This window comes from Paenibacillus sp. S28, assembly GCF_016624415.1.
Lineage (GTDB): Bacteria > Bacillota > Bacilli > Paenibacillales > Paenibacillaceae > Paenibacillus_AQ > Paenibacillus_AQ favisporus.
The window spans coordinates 161,349-187,166 of sequence record NZ_JACVTM010000010.1 but is presented as its reverse complement, the minus strand read 5'-3'; the positions used below and the strand labels follow the sequence as shown (position 1 = coordinate 187,166).

General features: G+C 54.3%; 24 protein-coding genes, 6 tRNA genes and 2 riboswitches. Of the genes, 11 read left to right on the top strand and 19 right to left on the bottom strand.

The annotated features are described in order from the left end of the window. Positions 1-37 precede the first annotated feature (37 nt). The 5 genes from kdpC to IAE55_RS23010 form a co-directional block, all read right to left on the bottom strand. Positions 38-655 (bottom strand): potassium-transporting ATPase subunit KdpC, encoded by a 618-nt coding sequence (kdpC, locus tag IAE55_RS23030; RefSeq protein WP_163882348.1) that lies wholly within the window; start codon positions 653-655, stop codon positions 38-40. 57 nt (positions 656-712) lie between these two features. Further along, positions 713-2,743 carry a potassium-transporting ATPase subunit KdpB gene (gene kdpB, locus IAE55_RS23025; protein ID WP_200633964.1) on the bottom strand — a complete coding sequence of 677 codons (2,031 nt, stop codon included), beginning with the start codon at positions 2,741-2,743 and terminating at the stop codon, positions 713-715. A 16-nt stretch (positions 2,744-2,759) separates the two neighbouring features. Beyond that, complete coding sequence (gene kdpA, locus IAE55_RS23020) at positions 2,760-4,439, bottom strand: potassium-transporting ATPase subunit KdpA (RefSeq protein ID WP_234489776.1); 1,680 nt, start codon at positions 4,437-4,439, stop codon at positions 2,760-2,762. A 69-nt stretch (positions 4,440-4,508) separates the two neighbouring features. Next, positions 4,509-4,586 (bottom strand): K(+)-transporting ATPase subunit F, encoded by a 78-nt coding sequence (kdpF, locus tag IAE55_RS34385; protein ID WP_354502751.1) that lies wholly within the window; start codon positions 4,584-4,586, stop codon positions 4,509-4,511. A 141-nt stretch (positions 4,587-4,727) separates the two neighbouring features. Then, a complete protein-coding gene (locus tag IAE55_RS23010) occupies positions 4,728-5,117 on the bottom strand; it encodes a hypothetical protein (protein ID WP_105446046.1) in 390 nt (129 codons plus the stop codon). Between the two features lie 137 nt (positions 5,118-5,254). Further along, a riboswitch (cyclic di-AMP (ydaO/yuaA leader) is annotated at positions 5,255-5,427 on the bottom strand. Between the two features lie 122 nt (positions 5,428-5,549). Then, positions 5,550-5,760: riboswitch (cyclic di-AMP (ydaO/yuaA leader) on the bottom strand. Positions 5,761-6,070: 310 nt separating this feature from the next. On the opposite strand from IAE55_RS23010, the gene IAE55_RS23005 reads away from it, so the two are divergent. Beyond that, entirely contained in the window at positions 6,071-6,565 is a 495-nt protein-coding gene (locus IAE55_RS23005; RefSeq protein WP_200633963.1) for a glutathione peroxidase, read from the top strand. 73 nt (positions 6,566-6,638) lie between these two features. On the opposite strand, the gene IAE55_RS23000 is transcribed toward IAE55_RS23005, so the two are convergent. Further along, positions 6,639-6,721, bottom strand: a tRNA-Leu gene (locus IAE55_RS23000). Between the two features lie 252 nt (positions 6,722-6,973). Here IAE55_RS23000 and IAE55_RS22995 point away from each other — a divergent pair. Continuing rightward, a complete protein-coding gene (locus tag IAE55_RS22995; RefSeq protein ID WP_200633962.1) occupies positions 6,974-7,633 on the top strand; it encodes an urease accessory UreF family protein in 660 nt (219 codons plus the stop codon). Between the two features lie 89 nt (positions 7,634-7,722). Here IAE55_RS22995 and IAE55_RS22990 read toward each other — a convergent pair whose 3' ends face one another. Then, positions 7,723-8,079 carry a helix-turn-helix domain-containing protein gene (locus tag IAE55_RS22990; protein ID WP_076173486.1) on the bottom strand — a complete coding sequence of 119 codons (357 nt, stop codon included), beginning with the start codon at positions 8,077-8,079 and terminating at the stop codon, positions 7,723-7,725. A 246-nt stretch (positions 8,080-8,325) separates the two neighbouring features. Here IAE55_RS22990 and IAE55_RS22985 point away from each other — a divergent pair, with 246 nt between their 5' ends. The 5 genes from IAE55_RS22985 (at position 8,326) to IAE55_RS22965 (ending at position 14,075) form a co-directional block, all read left to right on the top strand. Then, positions 8,326-8,943, top strand: a complete 618-nt coding sequence (locus IAE55_RS22985; RefSeq protein WP_105446048.1) for a PAS domain-containing protein — start codon at positions 8,326-8,328, stop codon at positions 8,941-8,943. A 202-nt stretch (positions 8,944-9,145) separates the two neighbouring features. Next, positions 9,146-9,529, top strand: coding sequence for a MarR family winged helix-turn-helix transcriptional regulator (locus tag IAE55_RS22980; RefSeq protein WP_167372902.1), 384 nt, complete (start codon positions 9,146-9,148; stop codon positions 9,527-9,529). Positions 9,530-9,538: 9 nt separating this feature from the next. Continuing rightward, positions 9,539-10,756: an MFS transporter gene (locus tag IAE55_RS22975; protein WP_145160749.1), complete on the top strand. Its 1,218-nt coding sequence runs from the start codon at positions 9,539-9,541 to the stop codon at positions 10,754-10,756. Positions 10,757-11,053: 297 nt separating this feature from the next. Further along, complete coding sequence (locus tag IAE55_RS22970) at positions 11,054-11,893, top strand: AraC family transcriptional regulator (protein ID WP_145160751.1); 840 nt, start codon at positions 11,054-11,056, stop codon at positions 11,891-11,893. A gap of 229 nt (positions 11,894-12,122) precedes the next feature. Beyond that, the gene (locus tag IAE55_RS22965) at positions 12,123-14,075 is read left to right on the top strand and encodes an amidase family protein (protein ID WP_234489775.1); all 1,953 of its coding nucleotides are present in this window, start codon (positions 12,123-12,125) and stop codon (positions 14,073-14,075) included. 152 nt (positions 14,076-14,227) lie between these two features. Here IAE55_RS22965 and IAE55_RS22960 read toward each other — a convergent pair whose 3' ends face one another. From IAE55_RS22960 to IAE55_RS22935, 6 genes are all read right to left on the bottom strand, one after another. Beyond that, positions 14,228-14,968: an SDR family oxidoreductase gene (locus IAE55_RS22960; RefSeq protein WP_200633961.1), complete on the bottom strand. Its 741-nt coding sequence runs from the start codon at positions 14,966-14,968 to the stop codon at positions 14,228-14,230. Positions 14,969-14,995: 27 nt separating this feature from the next. Continuing rightward, positions 14,996-15,661: an SDR family NAD(P)-dependent oxidoreductase gene (locus IAE55_RS22955; protein ID WP_200633960.1), complete on the bottom strand. Its 666-nt coding sequence runs from the start codon at positions 15,659-15,661 to the stop codon at positions 14,996-14,998. A gap of 3 nt (positions 15,662-15,664) precedes the next feature. After that, entirely contained in the window at positions 15,665-16,321 is a 657-nt protein-coding gene (locus IAE55_RS22950; RefSeq protein ID WP_200633959.1) for a ThuA domain-containing protein, read from the bottom strand. A 158-nt stretch (positions 16,322-16,479) separates the two neighbouring features. Then, positions 16,480-16,565 (bottom strand) — tRNA-Leu (locus tag IAE55_RS22945). Between the two features lie 31 nt (positions 16,566-16,596). Beyond that, positions 16,597-16,672, bottom strand: a tRNA-Lys gene (locus tag IAE55_RS22940). Between the two features lie 195 nt (positions 16,673-16,867). After that, positions 16,868-16,942: transfer RNA gene (locus tag IAE55_RS22935), tRNA-Glu, on the bottom strand. Positions 16,943-17,135: 193 nt separating this feature from the next. On the opposite strand from IAE55_RS22935, the gene tlp reads away from it, so the two are divergent. Beyond that, positions 17,136-17,345: a small acid-soluble spore protein Tlp gene (gene tlp / locus IAE55_RS22930; RefSeq protein ID WP_076174820.1), complete on the top strand. Its 210-nt coding sequence runs from the start codon at positions 17,136-17,138 to the stop codon at positions 17,343-17,345. A gap of 472 nt (positions 17,346-17,817) precedes the next feature. Here tlp and IAE55_RS22925 read toward each other — a convergent pair. From IAE55_RS22925 to IAE55_RS22915, 3 genes are all read right to left on the bottom strand, one after another. Next, positions 17,818-17,906, bottom strand: a tRNA-Ser gene (locus IAE55_RS22925). A 7-nt stretch (positions 17,907-17,913) separates the two neighbouring features. Beyond that, positions 17,914-17,989, bottom strand: a tRNA-Asn gene (locus IAE55_RS22920). 31 nt (positions 17,990-18,020) lie between these two features. Then, entirely contained in the window at positions 18,021-18,500 is a 480-nt protein-coding gene (locus tag IAE55_RS22915; protein WP_084204161.1) for a SprT family protein, read from the bottom strand. A 139-nt stretch (positions 18,501-18,639) separates the two neighbouring features. On the opposite strand from IAE55_RS22915, the gene IAE55_RS22910 reads away from it, so the two are divergent. After that, positions 18,640-18,993, top strand: coding sequence for a hydrolase/acyltransferase (locus IAE55_RS22910; RefSeq protein ID WP_076174826.1), 354 nt, complete (start codon positions 18,640-18,642; stop codon positions 18,991-18,993). 208 nt (positions 18,994-19,201) lie between these two features. After that, the gene (cmpA, locus tag IAE55_RS22905) at positions 19,202-19,330 is read left to right on the top strand and encodes a cortex morphogenetic protein CmpA (RefSeq protein ID WP_089549977.1); all 129 of its coding nucleotides are present in this window, start codon (positions 19,202-19,204) and stop codon (positions 19,328-19,330) included. Between the two features lie 107 nt (positions 19,331-19,437). On the opposite strand, the gene IAE55_RS22900 is transcribed toward cmpA, so the two are convergent. Then, a complete protein-coding gene (locus IAE55_RS22900) occupies positions 19,438-19,926 on the bottom strand; it encodes a DinB family protein (protein WP_145025977.1) in 489 nt (162 codons plus the stop codon). Between the two features lie 150 nt (positions 19,927-20,076). On the opposite strand from IAE55_RS22900, the gene IAE55_RS22895 reads away from it, so the two are divergent. Then, positions 20,077-20,640, top strand: coding sequence for a CGNR zinc finger domain-containing protein (locus tag IAE55_RS22895; RefSeq protein WP_200633958.1), 564 nt, complete (start codon positions 20,077-20,079; stop codon positions 20,638-20,640). Between the two features lie 194 nt (positions 20,641-20,834). On the opposite strand, the gene IAE55_RS22890 is transcribed toward IAE55_RS22895, so the two are convergent. Then, positions 20,835-23,033, bottom strand: coding sequence for a Tex family protein (locus tag IAE55_RS22890; protein ID WP_200634014.1), 2,199 nt, complete (start codon positions 23,031-23,033; stop codon positions 20,835-20,837). Positions 23,034-23,576: 543 nt separating this feature from the next. Then, positions 23,577-25,766 carry an alpha-galactosidase gene (locus tag IAE55_RS22885; protein ID WP_200633957.1) on the bottom strand — a complete coding sequence of 730 codons (2,190 nt, stop codon included), beginning with the start codon at positions 25,764-25,766 and terminating at the stop codon, positions 23,577-23,579. Positions 25,767-25,818 lie beyond the last annotated feature (52 nt).

Here is a 25,818-nt window from a genome sequence, read left to right as displayed (position 1 = left end):
CTCATGGATTCCATGGATACGGGGCTTTTTTTAAATATCAGGACTTGCCGAGCTCGCTCAGGGCCAGGTTCAGCTTCAGCACATTGACACGCTTCTCGCCGAATACGCCGAGGTCCCGGCCCTCTGTGTTCCGCTCAACGAGGCGGTCCAGCTCATCGGCCGAAACGCCGCGCAGCTTGCTGATCCGCGGTACCTGGGCTTTCGCTGATTCGGGTGTAATATGGGGATCCAGCCCGGAGCCCGAGTTGGTGATCAGGTCAACCGGAAGCTCGCTGACCGGTACGTCCGGGTTGTTCTTTTGCCAATCCGCGATCGAGGCTTGAACCCGCTTCAGCAGCTCGGGATTGGATGGAGCATAGTTGTTCGATCCGGAACCCTCTGCCTTGTAATCAATGCTGGAAACACGCCCCTGGAAGAAGGAAGGGTCCGTAAAGGACTGGCCAATCAGCTCGGAACCCACGACCTTTCCCGTGCTGTCCTTAAGCATGCTGCCGCTCGCCTGGCTTGGAAAGATCAGCTGGGCCAGGCCCGTGCTCACCAGCGGGTACGCAATCCCGCATAGGACGATCAGCACCAGACTCGTGCGCAGCGCGACACCCCACAAGGAACCGTTCCACTTTTCTTCGCCGACCGCCGTCGTCACTGTCGTTTTCATATCGTATCATCCCTTTATCATAATCTATCGCTTATCCATTTCTTTAGTTCATTCTATCTAAATCCACAAATGAACCACCAGATCAATCAGCTTGATGCCGATAAAAGGCGCAATCACGCCGCCAAGGCCAAAGATAAGCAGGTTGCGGCTGAGCAGGCGCGACGAGCTTATCGGCTTGTAGGCCACCCCTTTCATCGCCAGCGGGATGAGCAGCGGGATAATGACCGCATTGAAAATCAAGGCGCTTAAGATCGCCGAAAGCGGCGAGCCGAGCTTCATGACGTTCAGCACGTTCATTTCCGGGATAGCGGCCATGAACATGGCGGGAATGATGGCAAAATATTTGGCCACGTCATTCGCGATGCTGAACGTGGTGAGCGCGCCGCGGGTCATCAGCAGCTGCTTGCCGATGGCCACGACCTCGATGATCTTCGTCGGATCAGAATCGAGGTCGACCATGTTGGCCGCTTCCTTCGCAGCCGCCGTGCCGCTGTTCATCGCGAGCCCGACGTCGGCCTGAGCCAGCGCCGGCGCGTCGTTCGTGCCGTCGCCGGTCATGGCGACCAGCTTGCCCTCGGCCTGCTCGCGGCGGATGACCGCGATTTTGTCCTCCGGCTTGCTCTCGGCGATAAAGTCATCGACGCCCGCCTCCCGGGCAATCGTAGCCGCGGTCAGCGGGTTGTCGCCGGTACACATGATCGTCTTGATCCCCATTTGCCGGAGCTGGTCAAAGCGTTCCTTCATGCCGGGTTTGACCGTATCCTTCAGGTGAATCAACCCGTAAATACGGCTGTCCACAGCGATTGCCAGTGGCGTACCGCCTTCCGACGCGATTTTATCGGATTCCATATCCAGATCTGCCGGAATATTTCCACCTTGGGCCAGCACCCAGCGCTTCACCGCGTCCACCGCCCCTTTACGGACATGCCGCCCATCCACCAGGTCGATGCCGCTCATCCGCGTCTCCGCCTTGAACTCGATAAACTCTCCAGCGGCGGCCGCTTCCGGATGAACCTCCATCGACTGCTTCTTCATCAGTTCCAGCACGGAGCGGCCTTCCGGCGTCTCGTCTTTAACCGAGCTGACGGCTGCCCAATAGGCGGTTTCCCCATAATCCGCGTCCCCCACCGGAATGAACTGGCTCGCCATCCGGTTACCGAAGGTAATCGTGCCCGTTTTATCCAAAATGATCGTGTTGATGTCACCGGATGCCTCTACGGCTTTCCCCGACATGGCCAGCACGTTGAACTGCGTAACCCGGTCCATGCCCGCGATGCCGATGGCGGACAGCAGCCCGCCGATCGTCGTCGGAATGAGGCACACGAGCAGGGAGATCAGCACCGGGATATCCAGCGAAATCCCGAAATGCTTGGCAATTGGCGCTAACGTGACAACCACGATCAGAAATATCAACGTTAGTGTTGTAAGCAGCGTGTTAAGAGCAATTTCATTAGGTGTTTTCTGGCGCGCCGCCCCTTCGACCAGAGATATCATCCGGTCCAGGAACGATTCGCCTGGATCGCTTTTGATCATCACCTTGATCTGGTCACTGACGACGCGGGTTCCCCCGGTGACCGAGCTGAAATCGCCGCCGGCTTCTTTGATCACCGGTGCCGATTCGCCGGTAATCGCCGATTCGTCAACCGATGCCAGCCCTTCGATGACTTCCCCGTCACCCGGGATCATCTCGCCCTGGGAGACGATGACGACATCGCCTTTGCGCAGCTCGGCTGAGCTGACGACCTTGATCTCGCCGCCAACGATTTTGTTCGCCGTTATGTCTTTTTTGCTCTTCTTGAGCGTATCGGCCTGGGCCTTGCCCCGGCCTTCCGCCAGCGCCTCCGCGAAATTCGCGAACAGGACGGTGAAGAGCAATATCAGAAACACGGTCAGATTAAACCCTATCCGTCCCCCGGTATGAAAATAAGAGGGAAAAAGAACCATCAGCAGCACCACGAAGGTGCCGACCTCCACAACGAACATGACCGGATTTTTCATCATTACGGCCGGGTTCAGTTTCATAAAGCTGTCTTTCAGCGCCTGTTTGGCAATGCCGCCAGACAGCATGCTTTTGCGTTGTCCGCTCATGACTTGCTCCACCTCTTTAGTTAAGTGTTAAAAATTCGGCGACCGGCCCCAAAACGAGAACCGGAAGGAACGTCAGCGCCCCGATCAGCAGCACGGTTCCGGTCAAAATGCCGGCGAACAGCTTGTTGTCCGTCCGGAAGGTGCCCTGAGTCTCGGCGACCTTCTGCTTCACCGCCAGCGAACCTGCAACGGCGAGCAGCGCGATAATCGAGATATATCGGCCGAGGAGCATCACCAGACCGGTGCTGACGTTCCAGAATACGGTATTGTCCGCCAATCCCTCGAACCCGGAGCCGTTATTCGCCGCCGAGGAGGTGAACTCATAGAGCGACTGGCTCAAGCTGTGATACGAAGGATTGGAGAAGGCGTCGGTTCCCAGGTGCGTCATAAACGAAATCGCCGTCGGCGCAAGAATAATGAAGGGATGCATCAGAATCGCCACCGCGATCAGCTTCATCTCCCGGGCTTCGATTTTCCGGCCCAAAAATTCCGGCGTCCGGCCAACCATTAGGCCGCAGATAAATACGCCAAGGATCGCATACATGATCATATTGACGAAGCCGACCCCCTTGCCGCCGAACACGACGTTCAGCATCATTTCGGCCAGAGGCGCAAGTCCCCCCAGAGGCGTCAGCGTATCATGCATGTTGTTGACCGACCCCGTCGTTGCGGCAGTGGTGACCGTCGTGAACAACGCGGACTGCGCGATACCAAAGCGCACCTCCTTGCCTTCCATGCTGCCGGCCGAGCTGTTGATTCCCAATTGGTTGATCAGCGGGTTGCCGGCTTTTTCCGCGAAATACGTCAGGCACAGGAACGCTACGAACAGCGTCATCATGACGCTGAAAATCATCCAGCCCTGCTTCTTGTTCCGGGCGAACCGTCCGAACGTGTAAGGCAGCGACGCTGAAATCGTCCACATGCTGAGAATTTCGATCACGTTGGTCAGCGGGCTCGGGTTCTCGAACGGATGGGCCGAGTTGACGCCGAAGAAACCTCCCCCGTTTGTTCCGAGGTGCTTGATCGATTCCAGCGAGGCTACAGGACCCAGCGGAATCTGCTGCACGCCGCCTCCCAACGTTTGCACGGCCCGCAGCGGCTCCAGCGTCTGCGGCACTTTGAGCCCGACCAGCACCAGGGTCACGATGAGGGCGAGCGGCACGAACAGGCGGACATGCGCCTTGATAAAGTCCTCGAAGAAGTTCCCGAGCCCCTCACCCCTGCGGGTGATGCCGCGCATAAAAGCAATCGCGATAGCCAGGCCCGAGGCTGCCGAGGTAAACATCATCATCGTGATGACGATCATTTGGCCAAAATAAGACATGCCGCTCTCTCCGCTGTAATGCTGGAGGTTCGTGTTCGTCATAAAGCTGATGACCGTGTTGAAGGACAGACTCGCCTCCATATTGCCGATGCCGCTCGGGTTGCCCGGAAGGGCGCCCATCGTTCGGAGCAATATATAGCTGATCGCTACCAGAAAGATATTGGTTGCGATCATGCTGAGCGCGTACTTTTTCCAATTCATGCTGCCCCGCTGCTTCAGCCCGATGATCCGGTATAGAACTCTTTCCACGCCGCCAAAGATCCGGTCCGTCCGATTCGGTTCATTGGAAAACATATGATATACGTAAGTGCCTACCGGCTTCACGAGCAGCAGGAGAACGAAAATCACGATACAAATTTGCAAAATATCCAAGGTTGGCTTCCCCCTCTTACGAGCATGTTCTGCTTTGGCCCCTTGAGGCTTACAGATTTAAAATACCGGTCAAAATTTTTCCGGATGGATCAAGGCGTAAACCAAATAGATAAAGACAAGCACGGCGAATGCTCCAACGACAATCATTGGTCTTTGCCCCCTTCTTCCACCACTCGGCCGCACCAATGAAGAAATAACAAGAACACGCCATAAGTGGCAGCGAGTGCAAGTATCATATATACATCCATCATCGTTTCCGGTCTCTCCTTTGCATGGTTAGAATCATCTTTATTTCAGTAAAAATCCGACTTCGCCGTTTAAGGTATAAATGATGTGATCTGCACCAAGCCCCCGGTAAATGCCGGGTGAGCTGCCCCTCTGCGTAATGACATATACCGGTTCCGACGTCCAGGGACGGCAGATTTGCAAATAGCGGCAGGTCAGGTTGAGGCTGCTTTCAAACAGAAAGATTTTGCCGACCTCTATTTCGGGAACCACCCAATCCTCCGCGTGATTCGTATTCAGCCGGATGATCCGCTGCACCCCCATTTTTCTCAAGAGGCGTTCCTCCCGGGCACTGTTGGTCAGAACGGCAAAGGGCCTCTTCCAATACATCAGCAGCTTGATAAAATTGCGTCCCGCCTCGTTCGGCGCGGTCACAATGACGACGTTGTCCATTTCAAAGGCTCCTCCTGTGCGGCAGCCGCGAATACGCAAAAGAAGCCGCAGGGAAAGAAGGACCTTTCCCGCGGCTTCTTGAATGTGGACGAATATAAATAGGATCGTCCTATATTCAACATGCGCACGACAAGTGCTGCCTCTCCCGTTACGCTGACGAGGTTAGCTGTCGGATTCGGGCGTGAGAGTCGCCCTACCTTCCGGTACTTACCGTACCGGAAAGATTCACCCCGGCGGCTTCCGTTCCAGGCGGCCGCTGTGGTTCCCCCGCTCCCGGCCGTTTCCGGCCGGAATTAAGCGTTATTGATAAGTGTATGTGATTGTGATGAATGCTCTCTTTTGTTCCAGTAAGCTAAAAAAGGGTAAAAAAAACACAGAGGCCAGCTGATCCCCCTGTGATCCGAAAGTTTATTCGGGTCGCAAGTTTCATCATTCCTCTCTCAAACGGCGCTTACGAGGTTAGCTGACGGATTCGAGCGGTGAGAGTCGCTCTACCCGGCCGGATCCATGGCATCCGTAGCCGGGATTCACCCCTGCGGCTGGCAGCAGACCCCCGACTCTCACACCGGTTCGCTGCTCCATGGCACGCGTTTGGTTCCCCCGATTTCCGCGCTTTTTTGCGGAAACTCAGCGATTAGTAATGGAAACTGTATTGAATACGCTCTGAATCATACACCCGCTCCTTCCAAGCTGTAAAGGCAGTCTAAAAATCATGAACCGCGAATTTTGGAACATTCAGGACCTTATTAGCGCTTACATTTTGGCTTTTTGACTTCTACCTCTTCCATGCTCCCGATTTGGCGCATTTATGAAAACCAGGTCATTCAGGGACACTGGCTCGCAGGAATATCCGCATTGACATTACAGTTCAATCGTTTAAAATTAAATTGTGCGCTTGGTAAATGCTTCGGCTGGATGATGATTCATAGCAGCACAAAAGGAGGAGGATGGCAGTGAGCGTCTACGATTTTCAAGTGAACACGCTGCGCGGCAAAGAGGTATCGTTAAAGGAATATGAAGGTGACGTGCTGCTGATCGTGAACACGGCCAGCAAATGCGGATTTACGCCGCAGTTTCGCGGGCTGCAGGAGCTGTACGACGAGTTCCGCGACCATCATTTTCAAATTCTCGGTTTTCCGAGCAACCAGTTTGCCAATCAGGAGCCAGGTACCAGCGAGGAGATCGGCGAATTCTGCCAGATGAATTACGGGGTCACGTTCCCGATGTTTGAGAAGATCGACGTCAAGGGCAGCAACGCCCATCCACTGTTTCAATATCTTACCCGGGAAGCGCCGGGCGTGCTCGGATCAAAAGCGGTCAAGTGGAACTTTACCAAGTTCCTGGTCGATTCCAAGGGCAGGGTCATCAAGCGTTACGCGCCCAAAACGACACCGGACAAAATCGAAAACGACATCCGCAAGCTGCTTGCATCCCGAAAAAGCGAATAGTGACACAACATGCCACAAAGCAAAAAAAGCTTCCCTGGATTTCTCCAAGGAAGCTTCTTTCTGTGTTCATAGATGCGGTAGAGAGGACTCGAACCTCCACGGGCGTACGCCCACTACCCCCTCAAGATAGCGTGTCTGCCATTCCACCACTACCGCATATCCAAAGTTCATTTAGCGAACTTTTTTATTATACACAAAATCATCCGAATTGTAAAGGGAAATGCACTAGAACATCATATATGTAATATTATATAACATAAAAACCAACGAATATACTGAATAAGTCGCCATAACATTGACAAATCATTATATTTATGTAATATTAACTTACAAATAATAGTGCTCGATGATTTCAATCTGCAATTCACGTCATATTTCTTATCATAAGATAATCTGGAGGTGACCGTGTTGAACGACAAAAGCACCAAACTGCTCGATTACGTGCAAACGCTGGATAACGACTTGTCGGTTGGAGGCTTCAGCCATGTGTTTGACCTCCAAACCCGAATTGCAGAAGGGCGCATCCAGAGCCAGGAAGAGCTGGAAGGGTTCATCCTTCATCCGATGATGAATCGCTTGGTCCGCCAAGACGGCGCGGCCATTCTGGCGATTTACGCAGCTGCCGACCAACGGGATATCCGTCAGATCGCCATAATTGACCGGTACATCCTCGGAAGAATCGCTGTACATGAAAATGATGAAGCGGTGCGCCAACGGGGCAGAAGACTTTTGAAACTGGCCCAGGCTCTGTACCCCTGGCTCAATCTGAAGGTTCTTGACGAACTCGCGCAGAAGGAGCTGTCTCCCGTCTGCCTGGCCACGGCGCATGCCTATGTCAACTATCAGCTCGGGTCCAGCCGCGACCACACCGTTTATGGCTATATGCAATCTGCGGTCTGCACATGCATCCAGCTCGCTGCCCGCTCGCTAAGCATTCCGCCTCACGACGCCAAAGCGTTGGCCGGCAAATGGACGGCTGAAATGGAGCGCGCATGGACAGCGGAGAAAGACTCCCTGCCCACAGACCTTGTCAACATCCAGGAGAACGACTCCCATATCGCCTCGTGAACCCTTTACCAACACCACAAAGGCACTCCGCTCTGCCCTGCCGCAGCGAAGTGCCTTTTCTGTTCCCATGTATGTACTTGACCTTCATCTTACTGATCGCGGGACTGGTTCTTCCGGTATTCCACAAACTTGATGTACTCCTTAATAAACTCCTTCTCGTGATCGGATAGCGGCATTTCGTTTAACTGCCTTCCGTTTTCCCACAAATAAGGATCCTGCTGCTCTTTCACCATATACGGCCCCGGTTCCTTGCCCAGAATCAGCCAGTCAAGGCTGACGCCGAAAAAGCTCGAAATTTCGATCAATTTATTGGTGCTCGGGGTGGACTTCCCCCTTTTCCAATCTCCGAAATTCCCCGTGCTGATATTAAGCTGCTCGCAAAACGACTTTTTGGTCATCCCCTTCTGCTTAATTAATGCCTCAATACGTCCGTAAATGGATTGCATAAAAAACCGCCTTCCAGTCATGTCGCAAAAAACGACGCATTTAAGTAATTTTATGCTTGCAATATGACGCAAAAACGTGTATAGTATTCTTTATATTAGGAATTTCCATACCTATGGCTCTTATTGTATCATTAGTCCCTTTTCTAATCCAACCGCCCTGCAATCATTCACTTCATATCTGACCTTACCTTTCCAACGCGATTCGGGCCCGCTTATGACCAATACCAAGACAGGGAGCGACCGCTTTTGCACACACTCGACATTTCTTATCATGAATTGATCCATGCCATGAGGCAATGTATTGCCGTCGTGGATGCCGGAGGAGTTATCATTTCAGTGAACCACGCCTGGATTCAAAGCGCATATGACGAAGGCGTCCCCCAATCCTTTAACTGGGTTGGCATTAATTTCATGCAAATCGCCGACGCCCTTTCGGGAGAAGACGAACAAGACCTGGACAGACTCCAGGCGGTTTTGCAGGGTATTTCTACATACTACAGGAACGAATTCCGATCGAGCTGCATCCAGCCCTCCCGCTGGTTTCAAATCGAGGCTTTCCCGCTCCGGAACGGCGCCAGGGAGGAACCCCGGGGAATGATCGTCTGCCTGTCGGATATCAGCCGAAGCAAACAGCTCGAGAACGACTTGATGACCGCCTTATCCCAGATCCGCACTCTACGCGGATTGCTGCCCATCTGCGCTGTCTGCAAACGAATTCGCGATGACGATGACTTGTGGAATTCCATCGAGAGTTTTTTGCAAAAGCATGCCCACACCGAATTCACGCACGATATTTGCCCGGACTGCATACGCCGGCTGTATCCCAAGTACTCGTCCATATTGGACACGCCTACTCATCAGTAGCTGCACCACCTCCAGTCTCTTCCCCAACCAAACACTTCTTCAAAATCATCGTCAACGCACCGCAGCTTTTTTTCGTTGACGTTCTTTGTTCATATCCATATAATTGTTATGACAATTATATTTTGAAGGAGTGTTTTCCCTGTCCCGCTTCTCATCTTCGTCCCAAACGATCGGTTTCCGATACGGAAATATGTCCCGCAGAATGTCTTCTATTTTTGCAGGCCTGCTTAAGCCTTACGGCATCACACCCGAGCAATGGTCCGTACTGTACCAGGTTCACCTCCAGGAAGGCATTAACCAGAAGGAACTCGCGCTTCGCTCCGGCAAAGACCAGCCCTCCATCACCCGCATTCTCGATGTGCTGGACAAGAAAGAACTGATTCAGCGCAAGCCGGATCCGGCTGACCGCCGGGCTTATTTAATCTACGCCACGCCAGCCGTGCAGGAGCTGATGAAAGAAACGATCCCGATGGAGCTGAAGCTCAATGACGAGCTGATCGCCGGCATTACGGACGAGCAATTGGAGTCACTGAACCGCATCATGGATCAAATCAATAAAAATATAGACCGAATTTTAATGGAGTAGGAGTCACCTATGAACGACACCCGAGAGAAACTGTGGACACGTGAGTTTATTATGCTTACGCTGTGCAACCTGCTGTTATTTTTAAATTTGCAAATGATCGTATCCCCTCTGTCCGGCTATGTAAAAGAACATTTTCACGCCAGCGCCTTCATGGTCAGCATGTTTACGACCCTGTTCTCGCTGGCTGCGATCGCGGCGCGCCTGTATTCCGCCAAGGCTTTGGAGAAAGGCATCCGTAATCAAATCTTATATATCGGCCTTGCCTTAGCGCTGCTCGCCACCTTCGGTTACCTGTGGAGCGGCACGATGGCGCTGCTGCTGCTGATGCGGATCGTGTTCGGCGTTGGCTTCGGCATGGGCAGCACGACGCTGCCTACGATGGCATCCGGTATTATACCGGTCCGCAGGCTGGGCGAGGGAATGGGCTATTTCGGACTGTCGACAAGCATCGCCCTTTCGCTTGGACCTGTCATCGGGACGGCGCTTCTGGAGAACAAAGGGTTCGACACGCTGGTATATGCTACGCTAATCGTTATTGCCCTGATCTTCCCGCTGGTCATTCCGCTGACCAAAAAGGTGAAGCCGGCCGCCCCGGCCATTCCAAAAGAATTTACGGCGGTTCCCCAGAAGCAGGGCTTTCCGAAAGCGCTCCTTCTGCCCAGCCTGATGAACCTGCTGATGTCCATTACCTATGGCGGACTGCTCAGTTTTATTAATTTGTTCGGAAAAGAGGCCAGCCTCGCGAACGCATCGCTGTTCTTTCTGTTCAATGCGGCCGCCGTCGTGCTGATTCGGCCCATCTCGGGCAAAATTTACGACCGCAAGGGGCATATCGCCCTGCTCATTCCGTCGGCGGTGCTGCTCATTGGAGGGCTATGGCTGCTGTCTTATGCCCATACCACCGGATTTTTAGCCTTGGCCGCTCTGTGCTACGGCCTCGGATTCGGCACGGTTCAGCCGACCCTTCAATCCTGGATGCTGCAGCAGGTTCCTCCGCAAAAGCAGGGACTCGCCAACAGTATGTATTTCAACTCGCTGGACCTTGGCATCGCCGTTGGAGCCATGGTTTTGGGCCAGATCGCCCAATACTCGACTTACGGGGCAATGTACCGTTACGCATCCTTGTTCCTCGTCCTGTTCATCATAGTATACGCGTTCTATCTTGCCAAACGGGCAAAGAACAACAACATGCCAAACCGCGATACCGGAACGTCCACAACCGTATAAAGCCCCTTGGGCTTGATCGATTCAGCACCTTTCTGCACCTGGCAGAAGGGTGCTTTTTATTTCTTTTACAATCACAGCCATATGCCCCCAGCCCACAGATCACTCTACTCCCTGTAGTTGCCCTGGTTCCACTAGAGGCTCTCCCAATGCATTAATGAAAATTACTACATAAATTAATGTCATATTTTATAACTTAAAATGTTAAATATACTTTCAAATCTATCAATCAAGGAGTAAAATAGTCATATTATCTACCATAAGCCATATTCCTATTACAATTCCGGGGGAGAGATTACGATGAACATGCCGGCCGCATCCACTGCCTTCGAGACGTTTATGCCCATTCAGCCGGGCTTTGCCAAGCATTTTACCGATTACACAGAGCATTGCGACTTATTACCAGACACTCCGCTGCCTGTTCTGTTCTACCAATTCTCGGTCCCATGCGGCCACTCAGGACGCTGCCCCATGCTGCCTGGGGGACATGTCGATATGTTGTTCCCGGTCGGAGGCTCCCCTACCGATTCTGTGCTTCTCGGCAGCGTTCTTTGCCGCCGGGAGGTGCCGTTTCGTCCAGGCACGTTATACTTCGGTGTCCGGCTGCTTCCCGTCCCCCTCGCTCCTGCTTTTAAAATTCCGCTAAAAGAATTGGCGGACCGATCCACGCCGCTGGATCGCGCCTTATCCATTCCAGCCGCCGCCATACAGCAAATACAGCAGGAAGACACCTCTTTCCATCGCAGAATATCCAGTTTCAACAGCGGCCTCCGTAAGCTACTTCATTCCGGGCCATGCACTGCCGCTTCTGTACCATCGCACTTTTATCAGGCCATCCGGCTTATTTTTCAGTCCTGCGGCAATATCAGCATAACCGAGCTCTCTACAGCCACGGACTGTTCAACACGGAGTTTTCGTTCCCTGTTCGAGTCATACATTGGCCTCTCTCCCAAGCTGTTCTGCCAAATCATCCGGTATCAATCGGCAGTGGGCAGACTGCTGCATCCGTCGCGGGCGGCTTTTAACGACATTATTTCAGAGTACGGCTATTACGACCAGGCCCACTTTATCCACGAGTTCAAAAAATTCAGCAGCGAATGCCCAACCCGCTGGATGGTGCAGCTCCTGCGGAAATCGTAATCTAGTTATCATAGCGTAAACTTTCCTGACACGACTTCCGTTTTATACAATTCATGTTAACTCTTCTTCAATATAATAGACTCCAATGACGGAGTGAAGGCATTCGTTTATCCCCAGTTTCTGCGGGTTCGTCCTCCATCCTGCGAAGTTTCTCCCGCGGAAATTTCAAACGATGCCTTCCTTCCGCCAAAAAGTCAGAATACATAACGCTGTATTGGAGGAGAACGACTTGAAGAGTTTTAAGAGCAATCTATTCACGGTTTTAATCGTTTCAGCTTTATCGCTGACCCCGACGCTGGCCTCTGCCTCACCAGCCGCTTCCGCAGCAGCGCTAAACGGTGAGACGGCCGATGCGCTGTCCCAGAGCTGGATGCCCAAATCTCTGACCTCCCTTACCGCCAGCAGCAAACCGATTACCGCCGCAGAGTTTGCCGAAGCGATGAAACTCGCTGCAGAAGAAGCCGGGACGACGGTAAGTCCGTCCGGTTCCAATATTAGCGGTGCATTGACACGCGAAAAGGCCGCCGTACTGCTGGATTCCGTCATCCATGTCCCTTACGCCGCTTCCGCAGGCTACCAAGACATTGCCGGAGGCAGCCCTTACAACAAAGCCATCGCCAATGTCTATACCGCCGGCCTTATGCAAGGCAGCTCCTCCCAAGCTTTCGGATACGGCAAGCCGCTGACGCACCGGGAAGCCGCCACGATCATCTACCGCCTGTATCAATATTTGCAGCCGTTCAAGCTGACGGAAGCGACCATTGCGGAGATGCAAAAGGCGATGGAAACCGGCCGGCTGACCTCAGAGGAACTTGTCCAGCAGTATTTGGACCGGATCGCGAAGTACGATGACCAGGGCCCGAAGCTGAACAGCATCATCACCTTGAACGATAAAGCGCTGGAAACGGCGAAGCAGCTGGACGCCGAACGCGCAGCCAAAGGGGAACGCAGCCCGCTGCACGGGATTCCGGTGATCGTCAAAGACAACTACAACACTTCCGACATGCCGACCTCTTCCGGGAATATCGGCTTAAAGGATGTCATCCCTCCGGAGGATGCCACACAAGTCAAGGAGCTGCGCGATGCCGGGGCAATTATTATCGGCAAAGCTAACCTGCATGAGTTCGCCTTTGGCTATACAACCGTCAGCTCATTGGGTGGGCAGACGCTGAATCCTTATGACCCGACCCGCGTGCCCGGTGGATCCAGCGGCGGAACCGCAGCCGCGGTAGCCGCGAATCTGGCCGCGGTAGGCATGGGTACCGACACCGGAGGATCGATCCGGATTCCTTCCTCGTTCAACAGCCTGGTCGGCATTCGTCCAACGGTCGGCTTGTCGAGCCGCTACGGCATCGCTCCGCTTGCCCTGACGCAGGATACCGGCGGCCCGATCGCCCGTACCGTGGAAGACGCCGCATTCATATTGAACGCGACGGCCGGTTATGACCCGAAAGACATCGCCACCGCGAAGAGCGTCGGTTTCGTGCCGAAGGATTATACGGATTATCTCGATAAGGACGGCCTCAAAGGAGCACGGATCGGCATCGTCCGCGAAGTATTCGGAGACGACGCCCAGGTCAACGCAGTCGTGTCCCAGGCTATCGAAGAGATGAAAACTGCCGGGGCGACGTTGGTGGACAACGTCAAAATTCCGAACTTCGATCTCATCAACAAATACGGAAGCCTAAGCGCCTGGGAGTTTAAGTTCCAATTCAACGACTACCTGAAGTCCCTTGGCGACGCTACACCTTACAAGTCTTTGGACGAGCTGATCGCTTCGGGCAAATACGACCCGTCGATTGAAAAAGCCCTGATCGACCGCAACAACCGTGAATCGCTGGATGCCCAGGAGTACAAGGACATCGTCCTGTTCCGGACCAAATACGTACAGGAAGCGGTCCTCAAAATGATGGCGGACAACCATTTGGATGCCCTTATCTTCCCGACCTCCTCCAAAACAGCCGTGAAAATCGGCCAAGAGCAGGTGGCGGGCGACGCCTTCAAACTAAGCTCCTTCACCGGCTGGCCGACGGTCACCGTACCGGCCGGCTTCACCAGCGACCATCTGCCGGTCGGCATCGATTTCTTCGGCAGAGCCTTCAGCGAGCCGGAGCTGATCAAGCTGGCGTACAGCTTTGAGCAGCACACTCACCACCGCGTGGCACCGCAGACAACGCCTTAAGGACACCCAGGAAATCGTCTATCCGACGTATCCTCTAAAAATCATTTTCAAAAAGCGCACCCCCGGCTGCCTGTCCGGGCGGACACCCCAATCAGGTCCGACCCTTTCAGCGTGCCGCAAGGTGCGCTTTTTCCTTTTTCCATATCAGCTTCCTACCATGGCCACTCCCTGCCCAGCCAGTCCCTCATGACCAGCCTGTCCTCCTCCTGAACCCCTGGTCCTTCATAGCGATCCCGCAGAAAATAGGCCACCGCCATGCGCGCCGCATCATCGGCATCCAGGTCACCCTCGGTATTCAGCTCACCCGACATATAGGATCTGACCCAGCCCGGATGGTACAGGCGAAAGGTAAAGCCATCAGGACGGAGTTCGTCAAACAGGCATTGAACACCCCGGTTCAGCGCGGTTTTGGACATACAGTACCCGTACCAGTTATCGCGAAAGCTGCGGTTGATGCTCCCCGCTTCCGAGGACACGAAGCACATGCGCTTTCCGGACCCCGCTCTCAGCAGCGGCACAAACGCCTGCGCCATCCGCATGGGCCCAACCGCGTTAACGTTGTAAATTCGCAGCAGTTCCTCCTCGACCTGCTCTTCATGAATCGTTCTGGGGTAACGCGTGGCGATCCCCGCATTATTGATCAGCACATCCACCCGATCAGTCTTGCCCTCAACCGCCCGGCTGGCCGCCTGAACGCTCTCATCACTGGATACGTCCAGCGGAATGACATGCAGCCGCTCCGGCTCTTTCTGTCTAAGCTCCGTCAGTTCCGGCCAATCCGCCAGATAACTCCCGGCAAAAACGTCCCAGCCCAGCTCCAGCAGCCTTTTTGTGATGCCGAGTCCCAACCCCCGGTCCGCGCCTGTAACAACGGCAATTCTGCTCCTGCTCACCCGTAAGCACCTCCTTTTTAAAGCCCGCTATAAAGGAATCTCCTGTCCCCGCCAATCCAGCATAACTACCCGCTCTTCATCCTCCCGGGCCCCGGTAAAATAAGCCGCCGCCGCTTCAGCCGAAGCCCCCGTTTCAAGCTCCGATCCAGGCTCAAACAGCCGGAACGTGAACCCCTTGCCGCTCAGATCTCTATGCAGCATGGTGTACGCCATATGCAGGGCAGCTTTGGACATCGCGTATCCTGTCCCTGCCCCCGAAAGGCCAAGCCCCAAACTGCCCTGGACATCGGACAGCAGCGCGATTCTTCGCAGCCCGTTATCCATAAGTGGCAGGCACGCCTCGATGACACGAATCGGACCTAGCGTATTCGCCTGGTAATCTTCCAATACGAGATCCGCCGACATTTGGGCGATTCCGGCCGCCTCCCTCCCCTGGCTGGATGCCGTTCCGCAAATGAGCAGATCCACCCGGCTGGTATGTTCCTGAATCCGCCGGGCTGCCTGCTGCACCGATTCTCTGGACCTTGTATCCATCGTGAAGATACGTATTTTATCCGTATCAAAGGCGTCCTGAAATTCCTCTTCGGGAACGAGACTGCACGCCATGACGCTCCATCCCTTTTTGGCGAATTCCTGAACTAGTGCGCATTCCCACGGACGGTGAACTTCCGTAATCAAAACAACCTGGTCCATGATTTATTCTCCCTTCGGCGCTGATGCGGTCCACGTCAATGCTTGCCGCAGGAGCTGCTGGTAGCCCGGATGCAGCCAAACCGCCAAATTGTGGCCGGGTGTCAGCACACAAACCCTTCCCTCGCCTTCCGTTCGGGTCCATCCGCCCGGCTGCTCCCCCTGTTCCGACCGGGTCACCATAAATATATTCACGTCACTCAGGTCGGTCATATCCATGAAATAGTGCTCGTCTTGCAACGTGAAGGCCTGGACTCCCCGGGTAATCTCCGTGTCTTGTACAGGCTCGACCGTGACCGGACACTGCTCCGGATGGTGATGAAAGACTCCGCCGACCAGCCCGCGCACATCCTCCATGTCCCGGTAACCCACCGTACCGGAGTGCAGAACGAGCAGACCGCCACCCCCGCTGACGTAACGCTGCAGCAGACCACCGGCTTGGGCTGTGAGCCACGGTTGCTCTTTTACCGCGGAGACCCGATTGGATTTCGCCAAGATCAGCAAATCATATTCCGTAAGCAACCTTTCCAGCGAGTCCTGCCATTCGGCATCGGTTTCCAAAATGTAGTGAAAATTGAACCCGCCTGCCCGAAGCGGCTCTAAGCCTCCCTTCACTACATCGGCCGGATGCCATTGATCGTCGCATAATACGAGTATGTTCACGATGTTCCCCTCCTTTGACAGCGTTTGCAAAGTATATTACTCCCAGTATTCCAGAAACCCGCTTGCCACGCAAGCCCAGTTCCAGGTCCAATAATGCAGAATACGGATATAACAAAAAAATCCTTGCCCATTCGCAAGGATTGTCATTAATCAAATTATGGTGCGGTAGAGAGGACTCGAACCTCCACGGGCGTACGCCCACTACCCCCTCAAGATAGCGTGTCTGCCATTCCACCACTACCGCACGTTTAAAGGGAACTGCTATTTAAAAAAACTGGTGAGCCATGAAGGACTCGAACCTTCGACACCCTGATTAAAAGTCAGGTGCTCTACCAACTGAGCTAATGGCTCTCGATGATCCACAACCTGTGCGCCCATAAGCTATAGATGGTACAGATATTGGAATTCTTATTCTGCTGCAAGCAATGAAAGTGGTGACCCGTATGGGATACTCTCACTTCGTTCGAGACTGCGAAGCTGATCCTAACGATGCAGCGCTTCGACGAACCCATCTTGGGTTCTCATCCCTGTTGCAAGCAATGAAAGTGGTGACCCGTATGGGATTCGAACCCATGTTACCTCCGTGAAAGGGAGGTGTCTTAACCCCTTGACCAACGGGCCATATCGTAACATCACTTTCTTGACGACAAGACTGAGTATAGCATAGAACAAAAAAGGTTGGCAAGCCCTTTTTGTAATATTTTTAAAAATTGTGTCGTTGCCATTTCTCTCCTATGCCCGGGCATAAAATCGTCCCTTATTTGGCATCCTATACACGTCAATGACATCAACACACGACAAGGAGACAAAATCAATGGCTAAACCAGACGACCGTTCTGATAACGCGGAAAAGATCAAAACCGCCATTATCAACACGCAGGACAACATTAACGAAACCAACGATTATTTGGCCGAACACGCCGAGGAAATTTCCGGTCAGGAAGTACACAACCTTCAGCACAAAAACGCCAAGCGCGAAAGAGCGATTGAAGGCATGCGGGAAGAGTACGAAGACGAAAAATAAAGCTTTGAGGATTTGCCCAAGCAGCCCCCTGTCCAATGATGGATGGGGGTTGTTTTGTTGCTCCGACGAACCCTCCCCGAGGGTCCTCATCCCTTTACACCAAAAAGCCCCCAGCCGCAAAAGCGGTGGGAGCTTTCTTACGAAGTATCTCAAAACGGAGAGAGAGGGATACTCTCACTTCGTTCGAGACTGCGATGCCTATCCTCCCGAAGCTTATGCTCCGACGAACCCTCCCCGAGGGTCCTCATCCCTTTACACCAAAAAGCCCCCAGCCGCAAAAGCGGTGGGAGCTTTCTTACGAAGTATCTCAAAACGGAGAGAGAGGGATACTCTCACTTCGTTCGAGACTGCGAAGCCTATCCTCCCGAAGCTTATGCTCCGACGAACCCTCCCCCGAGGGTTCTCATCCCTTTACACCAAAAAGCCCCCAGCCGCAAAGGCGGTGGGAGCTTTCTTACGAAGTATCTCAAAACGGAGAGAGAGGGATTCGAACCCTCGCACCGCTTACGCAGTCTAACCCCTTAGCAGAGGGTCCCCTTATAGCCACTTGGGTATCTCTCCAAGAAACTGGCTCCCCGAACAGGACTCGAACCTGTGACAACTCGATTAACAGTCGAGTGCTCTACCAACTGAGCTATCAGGGAACATTGTTATATGGTAACACCAAATAATTTATCATGATTTTGTAGCGGAGTCAAGCTTGTTCAAGCGAAGATTTCCAGCGCATTTCCCGCACCGGTAACGGCGAGGATCGACCTTGCGTTTGCGCAGATATACCATCCCGCACTGGCGGCACACCAGCTGGTACCGGTAAGGCTGAACCTTACGCTCGCGTGCCGAAGGCAGCGACTGGCAGTAACGGCTTCCCCCGACCTGCTGCAGCAGCATTTTAAAATCCGGATCCCGGTGCTTGTAGCCCCTTCCCGTCAGGTGCAAATGGTAATGGCACAGCTCATGCTTGATGATCTTTTCCACTTCCTCCCGCCCGTTCGCTTCCAGCTGGTGGGGATTAATCTCGATATGATGGCTTTTCATAAAATAGCGCCCGCCCGTTGTGGATAATCGCCGGTTGAACGTGGCCCGGTGCCTGAAAGGCAGGCCGAAGCTTTCCTCCGAAATCCGCTCCACCCAAGCTTGCAGCTCTTCATTGCTCATGACGTCCATGAGGTCCTCCTCTGACTGAATTTGACGGTCTTCGGGGCGGTCGTCCCGAAAGAAACATTCTCTTGAATTATAACTTCCCCATACGCTACACTGACAAGTAGAATGTTATGGAGGGAGATTTTTGCGCCTTATGCCGAAGATGAGATATGTAATTTTACAGAAAAATGCCGACCTCTTTTTTGTGGAAATGCCCGCCGATTACGCTTACCAGCTCAGCGCGCTGAACCTGCGCCTCAATAAGGAAATAGACAAATTGACGGCCTCTGTCGTCCCCGAGCTGCCGCTCGCCGTGGCGGAATGCGATCAGTTGGATCTGCTGCAGGAACATCTGCAAATTCAGGATGGACTTGCCTACATCAACGCACTGGAACAATCCTTTGCTTCCATCGATGAACAGAGCTATCCCCTCATCGCCCTGCTGACCGAAATCCGTGCCCTTCAAGCCCAACTGGAACAGTGGTATGAGGAGGAAGCCGAGGGCTAGGCGGCCGCAGCGTTATTACGGAAATAGCCATGAATTGCCCGGGATCACAGCGAAAAGAATTGTGAAGGAATGCATAATGGGATGCGTTTATAAAAATACAATCCCGTCCCCTTGCTGAACCCGGGAAATTCAAATGAGACCTGCACGCTTTGGGCGTTCTCCCCATATGCTGACCGTAGAGACGGAATGCAAGAGGAGGAGATCACCCTTGCCGCAATGGCTCTGTAATCAGCTGAGGAAGGCGTTTCACAAAAAAGACAGACGCCAGATCAAACTGCTCAACGAATGCTGGTTCTTCTACCGAAACGCCCCGGAAGAAAACTCGGACGCCCGATAAATATTTAGAAATGAAGCCCGCTCCATGCAAACAGGCCGGTACCGTGTACCTGCCTGTTTTTTGCGTTTGGTTTAGACGATTTCTATAGTCAGTGTGCTCCTTGTTACCTACTCAAAGCTTCTCGAAGCCGGCCAGCTTCCTTTCAGCTTGCGAAGTAAAATGATCTGACCCGTATGATAGGCGTCATGCATCATCAGGCTGTGAATCAAGCCGGAAAGCGGCCTGTCCCGAAACAGCGCGTTCAGCTCGCTGTCACTTAAACCGGACAGGAAGCTACGGATCTCGAGATGGATCCTTTTGAGCCGATCGACCGTCTTCTGCCAGGCCTCATCTCCATCTTCGACGTTCCTGAACGTCTCATCATTGCTTGACGCCTTGCCGTCCGGTTCCTCGCCGCGCATCCGCTGCAGGTAATATTCCTTGTAATAAAGCAGGTGGTTTACGTTCTCCCAGATCGTGTTGACGGCTTCCCCTTCCGGTTTCCATACCGCTTCCGCAGCGGTTACACCATCCAATGCCGGCACGAGCGGCGGATACCAGCCTTCCTGATCGAAACATTCATCCCATCTTTGCAGCTGCTCTTGAGTTTGGCCCATCTGCAAATCCTCCCTGTCCGGATTTTTGTAACGAACTAAAACCATTTTATTAGTTACATCCATAAATTAACACAATGCTTTTCTATCGGTCAAGTAACTAGCAAAAGAATTATTTAGTTGTTACAATGTTCCTGAAAGGAAGGATAACGAATGCTTTGGGATGATTTTTTGAACAGCGACTGGCATGATTGGCGGGGCAGCGGCAAGTCCGAGGACCGGTTGGACCGGCCCGGATGGCTGCGGGCATGGCTGCAGGAGCAGCAGCTGCCGTTACTCGATGAACCAAAACCCCACGAGCTGCAGCAGCTGAAAGAGCTCCGCTCCTTGCTCCATGGCATGGTCACCTCCATCGTCCAGGGCGTTTCCCTTGAAGCCGAGGCGATCGGCAGGCTAAATGCGGTCATGTCCGCCGGCCCCGTCATTCGGGAGCTGTTCTACCGCGAAGACAGCTTGTCTACTGGGAACAAACCGATCCGCTGGGACTGGCAGCAGGTCATGTCGGAGATCGCCGCGTCTTTTGCCGAGACGATCGCCAATGGCGAAACGGCAAGAATCCGGATCTGTGACAATCCGGACTGTCTCTGGGTGTATTATGACGATACCCGCAACCGGTCCAAACGCTACTGTGATGACAAAATGTGCGGGAATCTGATGAAGGTCCGACGATTCCGGGCACGGAAGAAAGCAACCCCGCACGACCATGACCAAATCTAAACCCGAACACGCCAAAATCCCGAAGACCGGAAACATTTTTTTCCATTCTTCGGGTGGGCTATGGGATGGAGTCCGGCAGTGATCATGGACCAGCTAAAGAACACCTAGTTGGCCGGAACTCCCTATATACTGATCTTGTTGAATTTTGATCTTATTAAGATCCGATCTTGTACACTTGCAGTCTTGCGATCAAGTTATTCTCCCTGATGCGGATTGCGCATCGTCAGGCCGACACGGCCTTTTTTCAAATCGACGTTCAGAACCCATACCGTCACATTATCGCCGACGGACACCACGTCCATCGGGTGCTTGACGTAGCCGCTGCTAAGCTGTGAAATGTGGACGAGACCGTCGCTCTTGATCCCGATGTCCACGAAAGCCCCGAAGTCTATGACGTTGCGTACGGTGCCCTGCAGCTCCATGCCTGGGGTCAAATCCTCGATCTTCAGCACGTCCGTCCGGAAAATAGGCAGCGGCAGCTCCTCCCGCGGGTCGCGGCCCGGGCGCTGAAGGCTTTCCAGAATGTCGCGCAGCGTAGGCACGCCGACTTCCAGTACCTCCGCCAGTTTCTCCACGTCCTGACGCCCCAGCAGCTCGGACAGCTCAGGCGTTCCCAGCTTCTCCATGCCGACACCAAGCTCGCGGAACAGACGGTCCACCACCTTGTACGATTCCGGGTGGATCGGCGTGCGGTCGAGGGGGTTATCGCCCTCGGAGATGCGCATAAATCCGATGCACTGCTCGTAGGTTTTGGCTCCCAGCCGTGGCACATTCTGCAGTTCTTTACGGCTCAAAAACTTCCCGTTGGAATCACGGTATTTCACGATGTTTTTGGCGGTCGTCGCGTTGACGCCGGACACATAGGAGAGCAGCGACGGCGAAGCAGTATTCACGTCGACGCCGACATGGTTGACGGCCGATTCGACAACGGTCTTCAGACTCTCGTCCAAATGCTTCTGGGAGACGTCATGCTGGTATTGGCCGACACCGATCGCCTTCGGCTCGATCTTTACAAGCTCAGCCAGCGGGTCCTGCACGCGGCGGGCGATGGACACTGCGCTGCGCTCCGCAACGTCAAGATCCGGGAATTCTTCCTGGGCCAGCTTGGACGCCGAATACACGCTTGCTCCAGCCTCGTTGACGATCAGGTAAGCCAGGTCCGGCACGCCGATGTCGCTGATCACTTCTGCCACGAACTGTTCCGTCTCGCGCGAAGCCGTACCGTTGCCGATCACGATCAGCTGGATGCCGTACTTCTTAATCAGCTCGTTGAACTTCGCGGCGGCTTCTTTCTTTTTGTTGTTCGGCGGCGTTGGGTACGTCACTGCCACCTCAAGCAGCTTGCCAGTATCGTCCACGACGGCGAGCTTGCAGCCTGTCCGGTAGGCTGGATCTACCCCGAGAACGCAGCGGCCCTTGACCGGCGGCTGCAGCAGCAGGCTGCGCAGGTTGCCGGAGAAGATCGAAATCGCCTGATTCTCCCCCTTCTCAGTCAGCTCAGCGCGGATTTCGCGTTCGATGGAAGGGGCGATCAGCCGTTTGTAAGCATCTTCAATAACGGCCGTGAGAATCGGCTGCACCACCGAGCTGCCCTTGATGACCTGACGCGCCATAAAATTGTGGATCGACTCATGCTGTACCTCGAGGCCGACTTTAAGAATATTTTCGCGTTCTCCCCGGTTAATGGCCAAAATGCGGTGAGGCGGCATCTTTTTCGCCAGCTCCCGGTAGTTGTAATAGTTCTCGTACACGGACTCCTGCTCGGGATCCTTCGCTTCCGAGGTCAGCATCCCATGGTCCATCGTATAACGCCGCACCCAGGCCCGGATGGTCGCATCGTCGGCCAGGTTCTCCGCCAGAATGTCCATCGCGCCAGAAATCGCATCGTCCGCCGTTTCCACGCCCTTTTCAGAATCGACGTATTTGGCGGTTTCCTTATGAACATCCCCCTGCTTCGGCTGAGCCATGATCCACTCAGAGAGCGGCTCGAGCCCCTTCTCTTTGGCGACGCTGGCACGGGTTTTACGCTTCTGCCGGTACGGACGGTACAAGTCCTCCACTTCCTGGAGCTTGGCCGCCTTCTCGATCGACGTCTTGAGCTCCCCGGTCAATTTCCCCTGCTCGTCGATAATCCGGATGACCTCGCGCTTGCGCTCTTCCAGATTCCGCAGATAAGTCACGCGCTCTTCGATTCCGCGCAGCTGGTTCTCGTCCAATTCCCCGGTCATTTCCTTACGGTAACGGGCGATAAACGGAATCGTGTTGCCCTCATCCAACAGTCCCACCGTCGTCCGAATCTGCTTCAGGGACAGCTGCAGCTCCTTGGCAATCTGCTGCACGATCCGTTCCTTTTCCTGTGCCTTCAGTACTTCACCGTTCTGTTCGATAACCATTTCCTTTTCCGTCAAAAGAAATCCCTCTTTCCCATTCGTACTTGTGTTTCCATGTATTCAAACGTTCTCTCATCATCGTCGTCATCAAAACATTCATTCGTCATCATGTGATTGGTCACAGACTTGTCCGAGTCGAAAAATCGGCTTGGTCTGGTTTATAAACGTCTGCTCCCGCAAACCGCGTGTACCGAAAATTTCATATCAGCGGAGCGGCTTCCTGCGGCGTTATAGGTATCAGCGTCAGCTTGCCTGGCGGCCAGTCCGCTTAACGTGCGGACAGCCTCTATGGAAAACTGTGAGATCAAACCAAAACTTTAGGCAAATCTACAAAGTTTTCATATCTTATTATCACAAACTTTGAACCATTTTTCCAGCGGTCATGTTTGGCAGGAGAAAGCTTCCATGCCACGGTAGATTTCCCCTGAAAAAGCAAAAAGAACCTTACCCCATAAACAGGGCAAGGTTCATCATACTGCTGCGGCTTCCATCTGTATAGACCTTAACGCAGGCCGGAGGCCGGTTAATTCTGGAAAGGACCGGGGCTTATACGCGCCGGAAGCGGAAAAACTCGCTGTGGTAATCCCCGCGCTCAGCGCCTACCGCGATGCCTGCATACATCAGGGCGTCGCCAGTGTACACCTCGCTTGTGCCCACCAGCGCATAATCTGCGGCCGGATCGAGCCCCTTCAGCTTGAGGCGGTTCAGCGGCGCGTTGGATTCGGCCAGCACCCGGAAATAGAAGACCGCGGCCTCGCTGCCGTCTTCCGCCACGAACATCCAGGCGGTCTCATTGCCTTCAAACGGGCTGAGGAGCCGGTACATCTCGCCGGTCTGGACGAGCCCGCGGATTTCCTTATACAGCGCTACCTGCTGCTTGACGACTTCCTTCTCTTCTTCGGTGAACTTCGTCAAGTCAAGCTCGTAGCCGAAGTTGCCTGACATGGCGACGTAGCCGCGCATGTCGAGCGGCGTAGACCGTCCCACCTGGTGGTTCGGAACGGCGGAAATATGCGAGCCCATGGCGCTCACCGGGTAAACGATGCTCGTGCCGTACTGGATGCGCAGGCGGGACACCGCATCGGTGTTATCGCTCGTCCACGTCTGCGGCATGTAATAGAGCAGGCCGGGATCGAAGCGTCCGCCTCCGCCGGAGCAGCTCTCGAACAGGATGTGCGGGAACGCCGACGTGATCCGTTCCATCACTTCGTAAAGGCCGAGCATGTAGCGGTGCGCCGTCTCCCGCTGACGCTCCGGCGGCAGCAGCGCCGAACCGATTTCCGTCATGTTGCGGTTCATGTCCCACTTCACGTACGTAATCGGCGCGCTGCTCAGCACCTCCGTCAGCATCCGTACAATCTCCTCGCGCACATCCTGCCGCGAGAAGTCGAGGATCAGCTGCTGGCGGCCTTCCGTGCGGCGCCGGTCCGGTACGTGCAAGCACCAGTCCGGGTGCTTGCGGTATAGGTCGCTGTCCGGGGAAACCATCTCCGGCTCGAACCACAGGCCGAACTGCATTCCCATGTCCGTCACGCGGTTCACCAGGTCTTCCAGTCCGCCCGGCAGCTTGTTCTTGTCCACCACCCAATCGCCAAGCGAGGAGTTGTCGCTGTCGCGATGGCCGAACCAGCCGTCGTCCAGGACGAACAGCTCGATCCCGAGCTCTTTGCCGGCCTTGGCGATGTCGACGATTTTTTCCGCATTGAACTGGAAGTAAGTCGCCTCCCAGTTGTTGACGAGGATCGGGCGCTCCTTATCCCGGAACTGGCCGCGGGCCAGGCGCTCGCGGTACAGCCGGTGATACGTCCGCGACATGCCTCCCAGGCCATCGGAGGAATAGACCATGACGGCCTCCGGCGTCTGGAACGCGGCTCCCGGTTCCAGCAGCCAGGTGAAATCGAACGGGTTGATCCCGATCGACAGACGGGTCGTCCGGAACTGGTCCACCTCGGCCTGGGCGATAAAGCTTCCGCTGTATACCAGGCTGAAGCCGTAGACCTCGCCGTGGTCTTCATCCGCCCCCGGAGACAGCAGCGCCGCAAACGGGTTCTGCTGGTGGCTGCTGGCCCCGCGGCGGCTCTCCACCGCCTGCATGCCATAGGCGACCGGACGGCGCACAACGTCGCGTTCCCGGGTCCATGCGCCGGACAGCTGCAGCCACTCGTAATTGGCGCGCGGGAAGTCCACGCTTGCGCTGAGGGCTCTCAGCAGTTCCACCGGCTCGGTGCTGTCGTTCACGATTTTTAACGAGCGGGTCAGCGCATCATAAGCTTCCATCACCGTGTACTGCAGCTCCACATGCAGTCCCGACACGGGATCCTGCATATTCACAAACAGCGTTTCGGCTTCGGACTCGCTCTCCACATATGTCGAAGGAAGTCCCTCCATCCGCGGCTTGCCCTGCTCTACCCGATGCGACACATACTTGAATTCGGTGACGGTTGAGCCGTCAGGCAGCCGGAACTGTACCAGCGGGTGACGGAAATCGCTCGTTCCGTACACTGGAAGCTCCTGCGGCAGCGTGTCCAGGGAGATCGTACGATCCTCCGGCACCGGATTCGGACTGAAGGAAGCCCGCTCGGTCGTCACGAGCAGCCAGCTCAGGTCAGCGTCGCGCAGCCTTTTCCCGTAATAGAGATGGGCGGCATAGCCGGACGGAAGAATCTGAAATACATAGCTTGAACTGCGGGTCTGAAGATGAAATAATTGCTGCTTAGCATCGATATGAATCGCCATAATTCCCTCCCTGATATCACAAGCGGATAGACGCAGATGCAGTACTCACCTG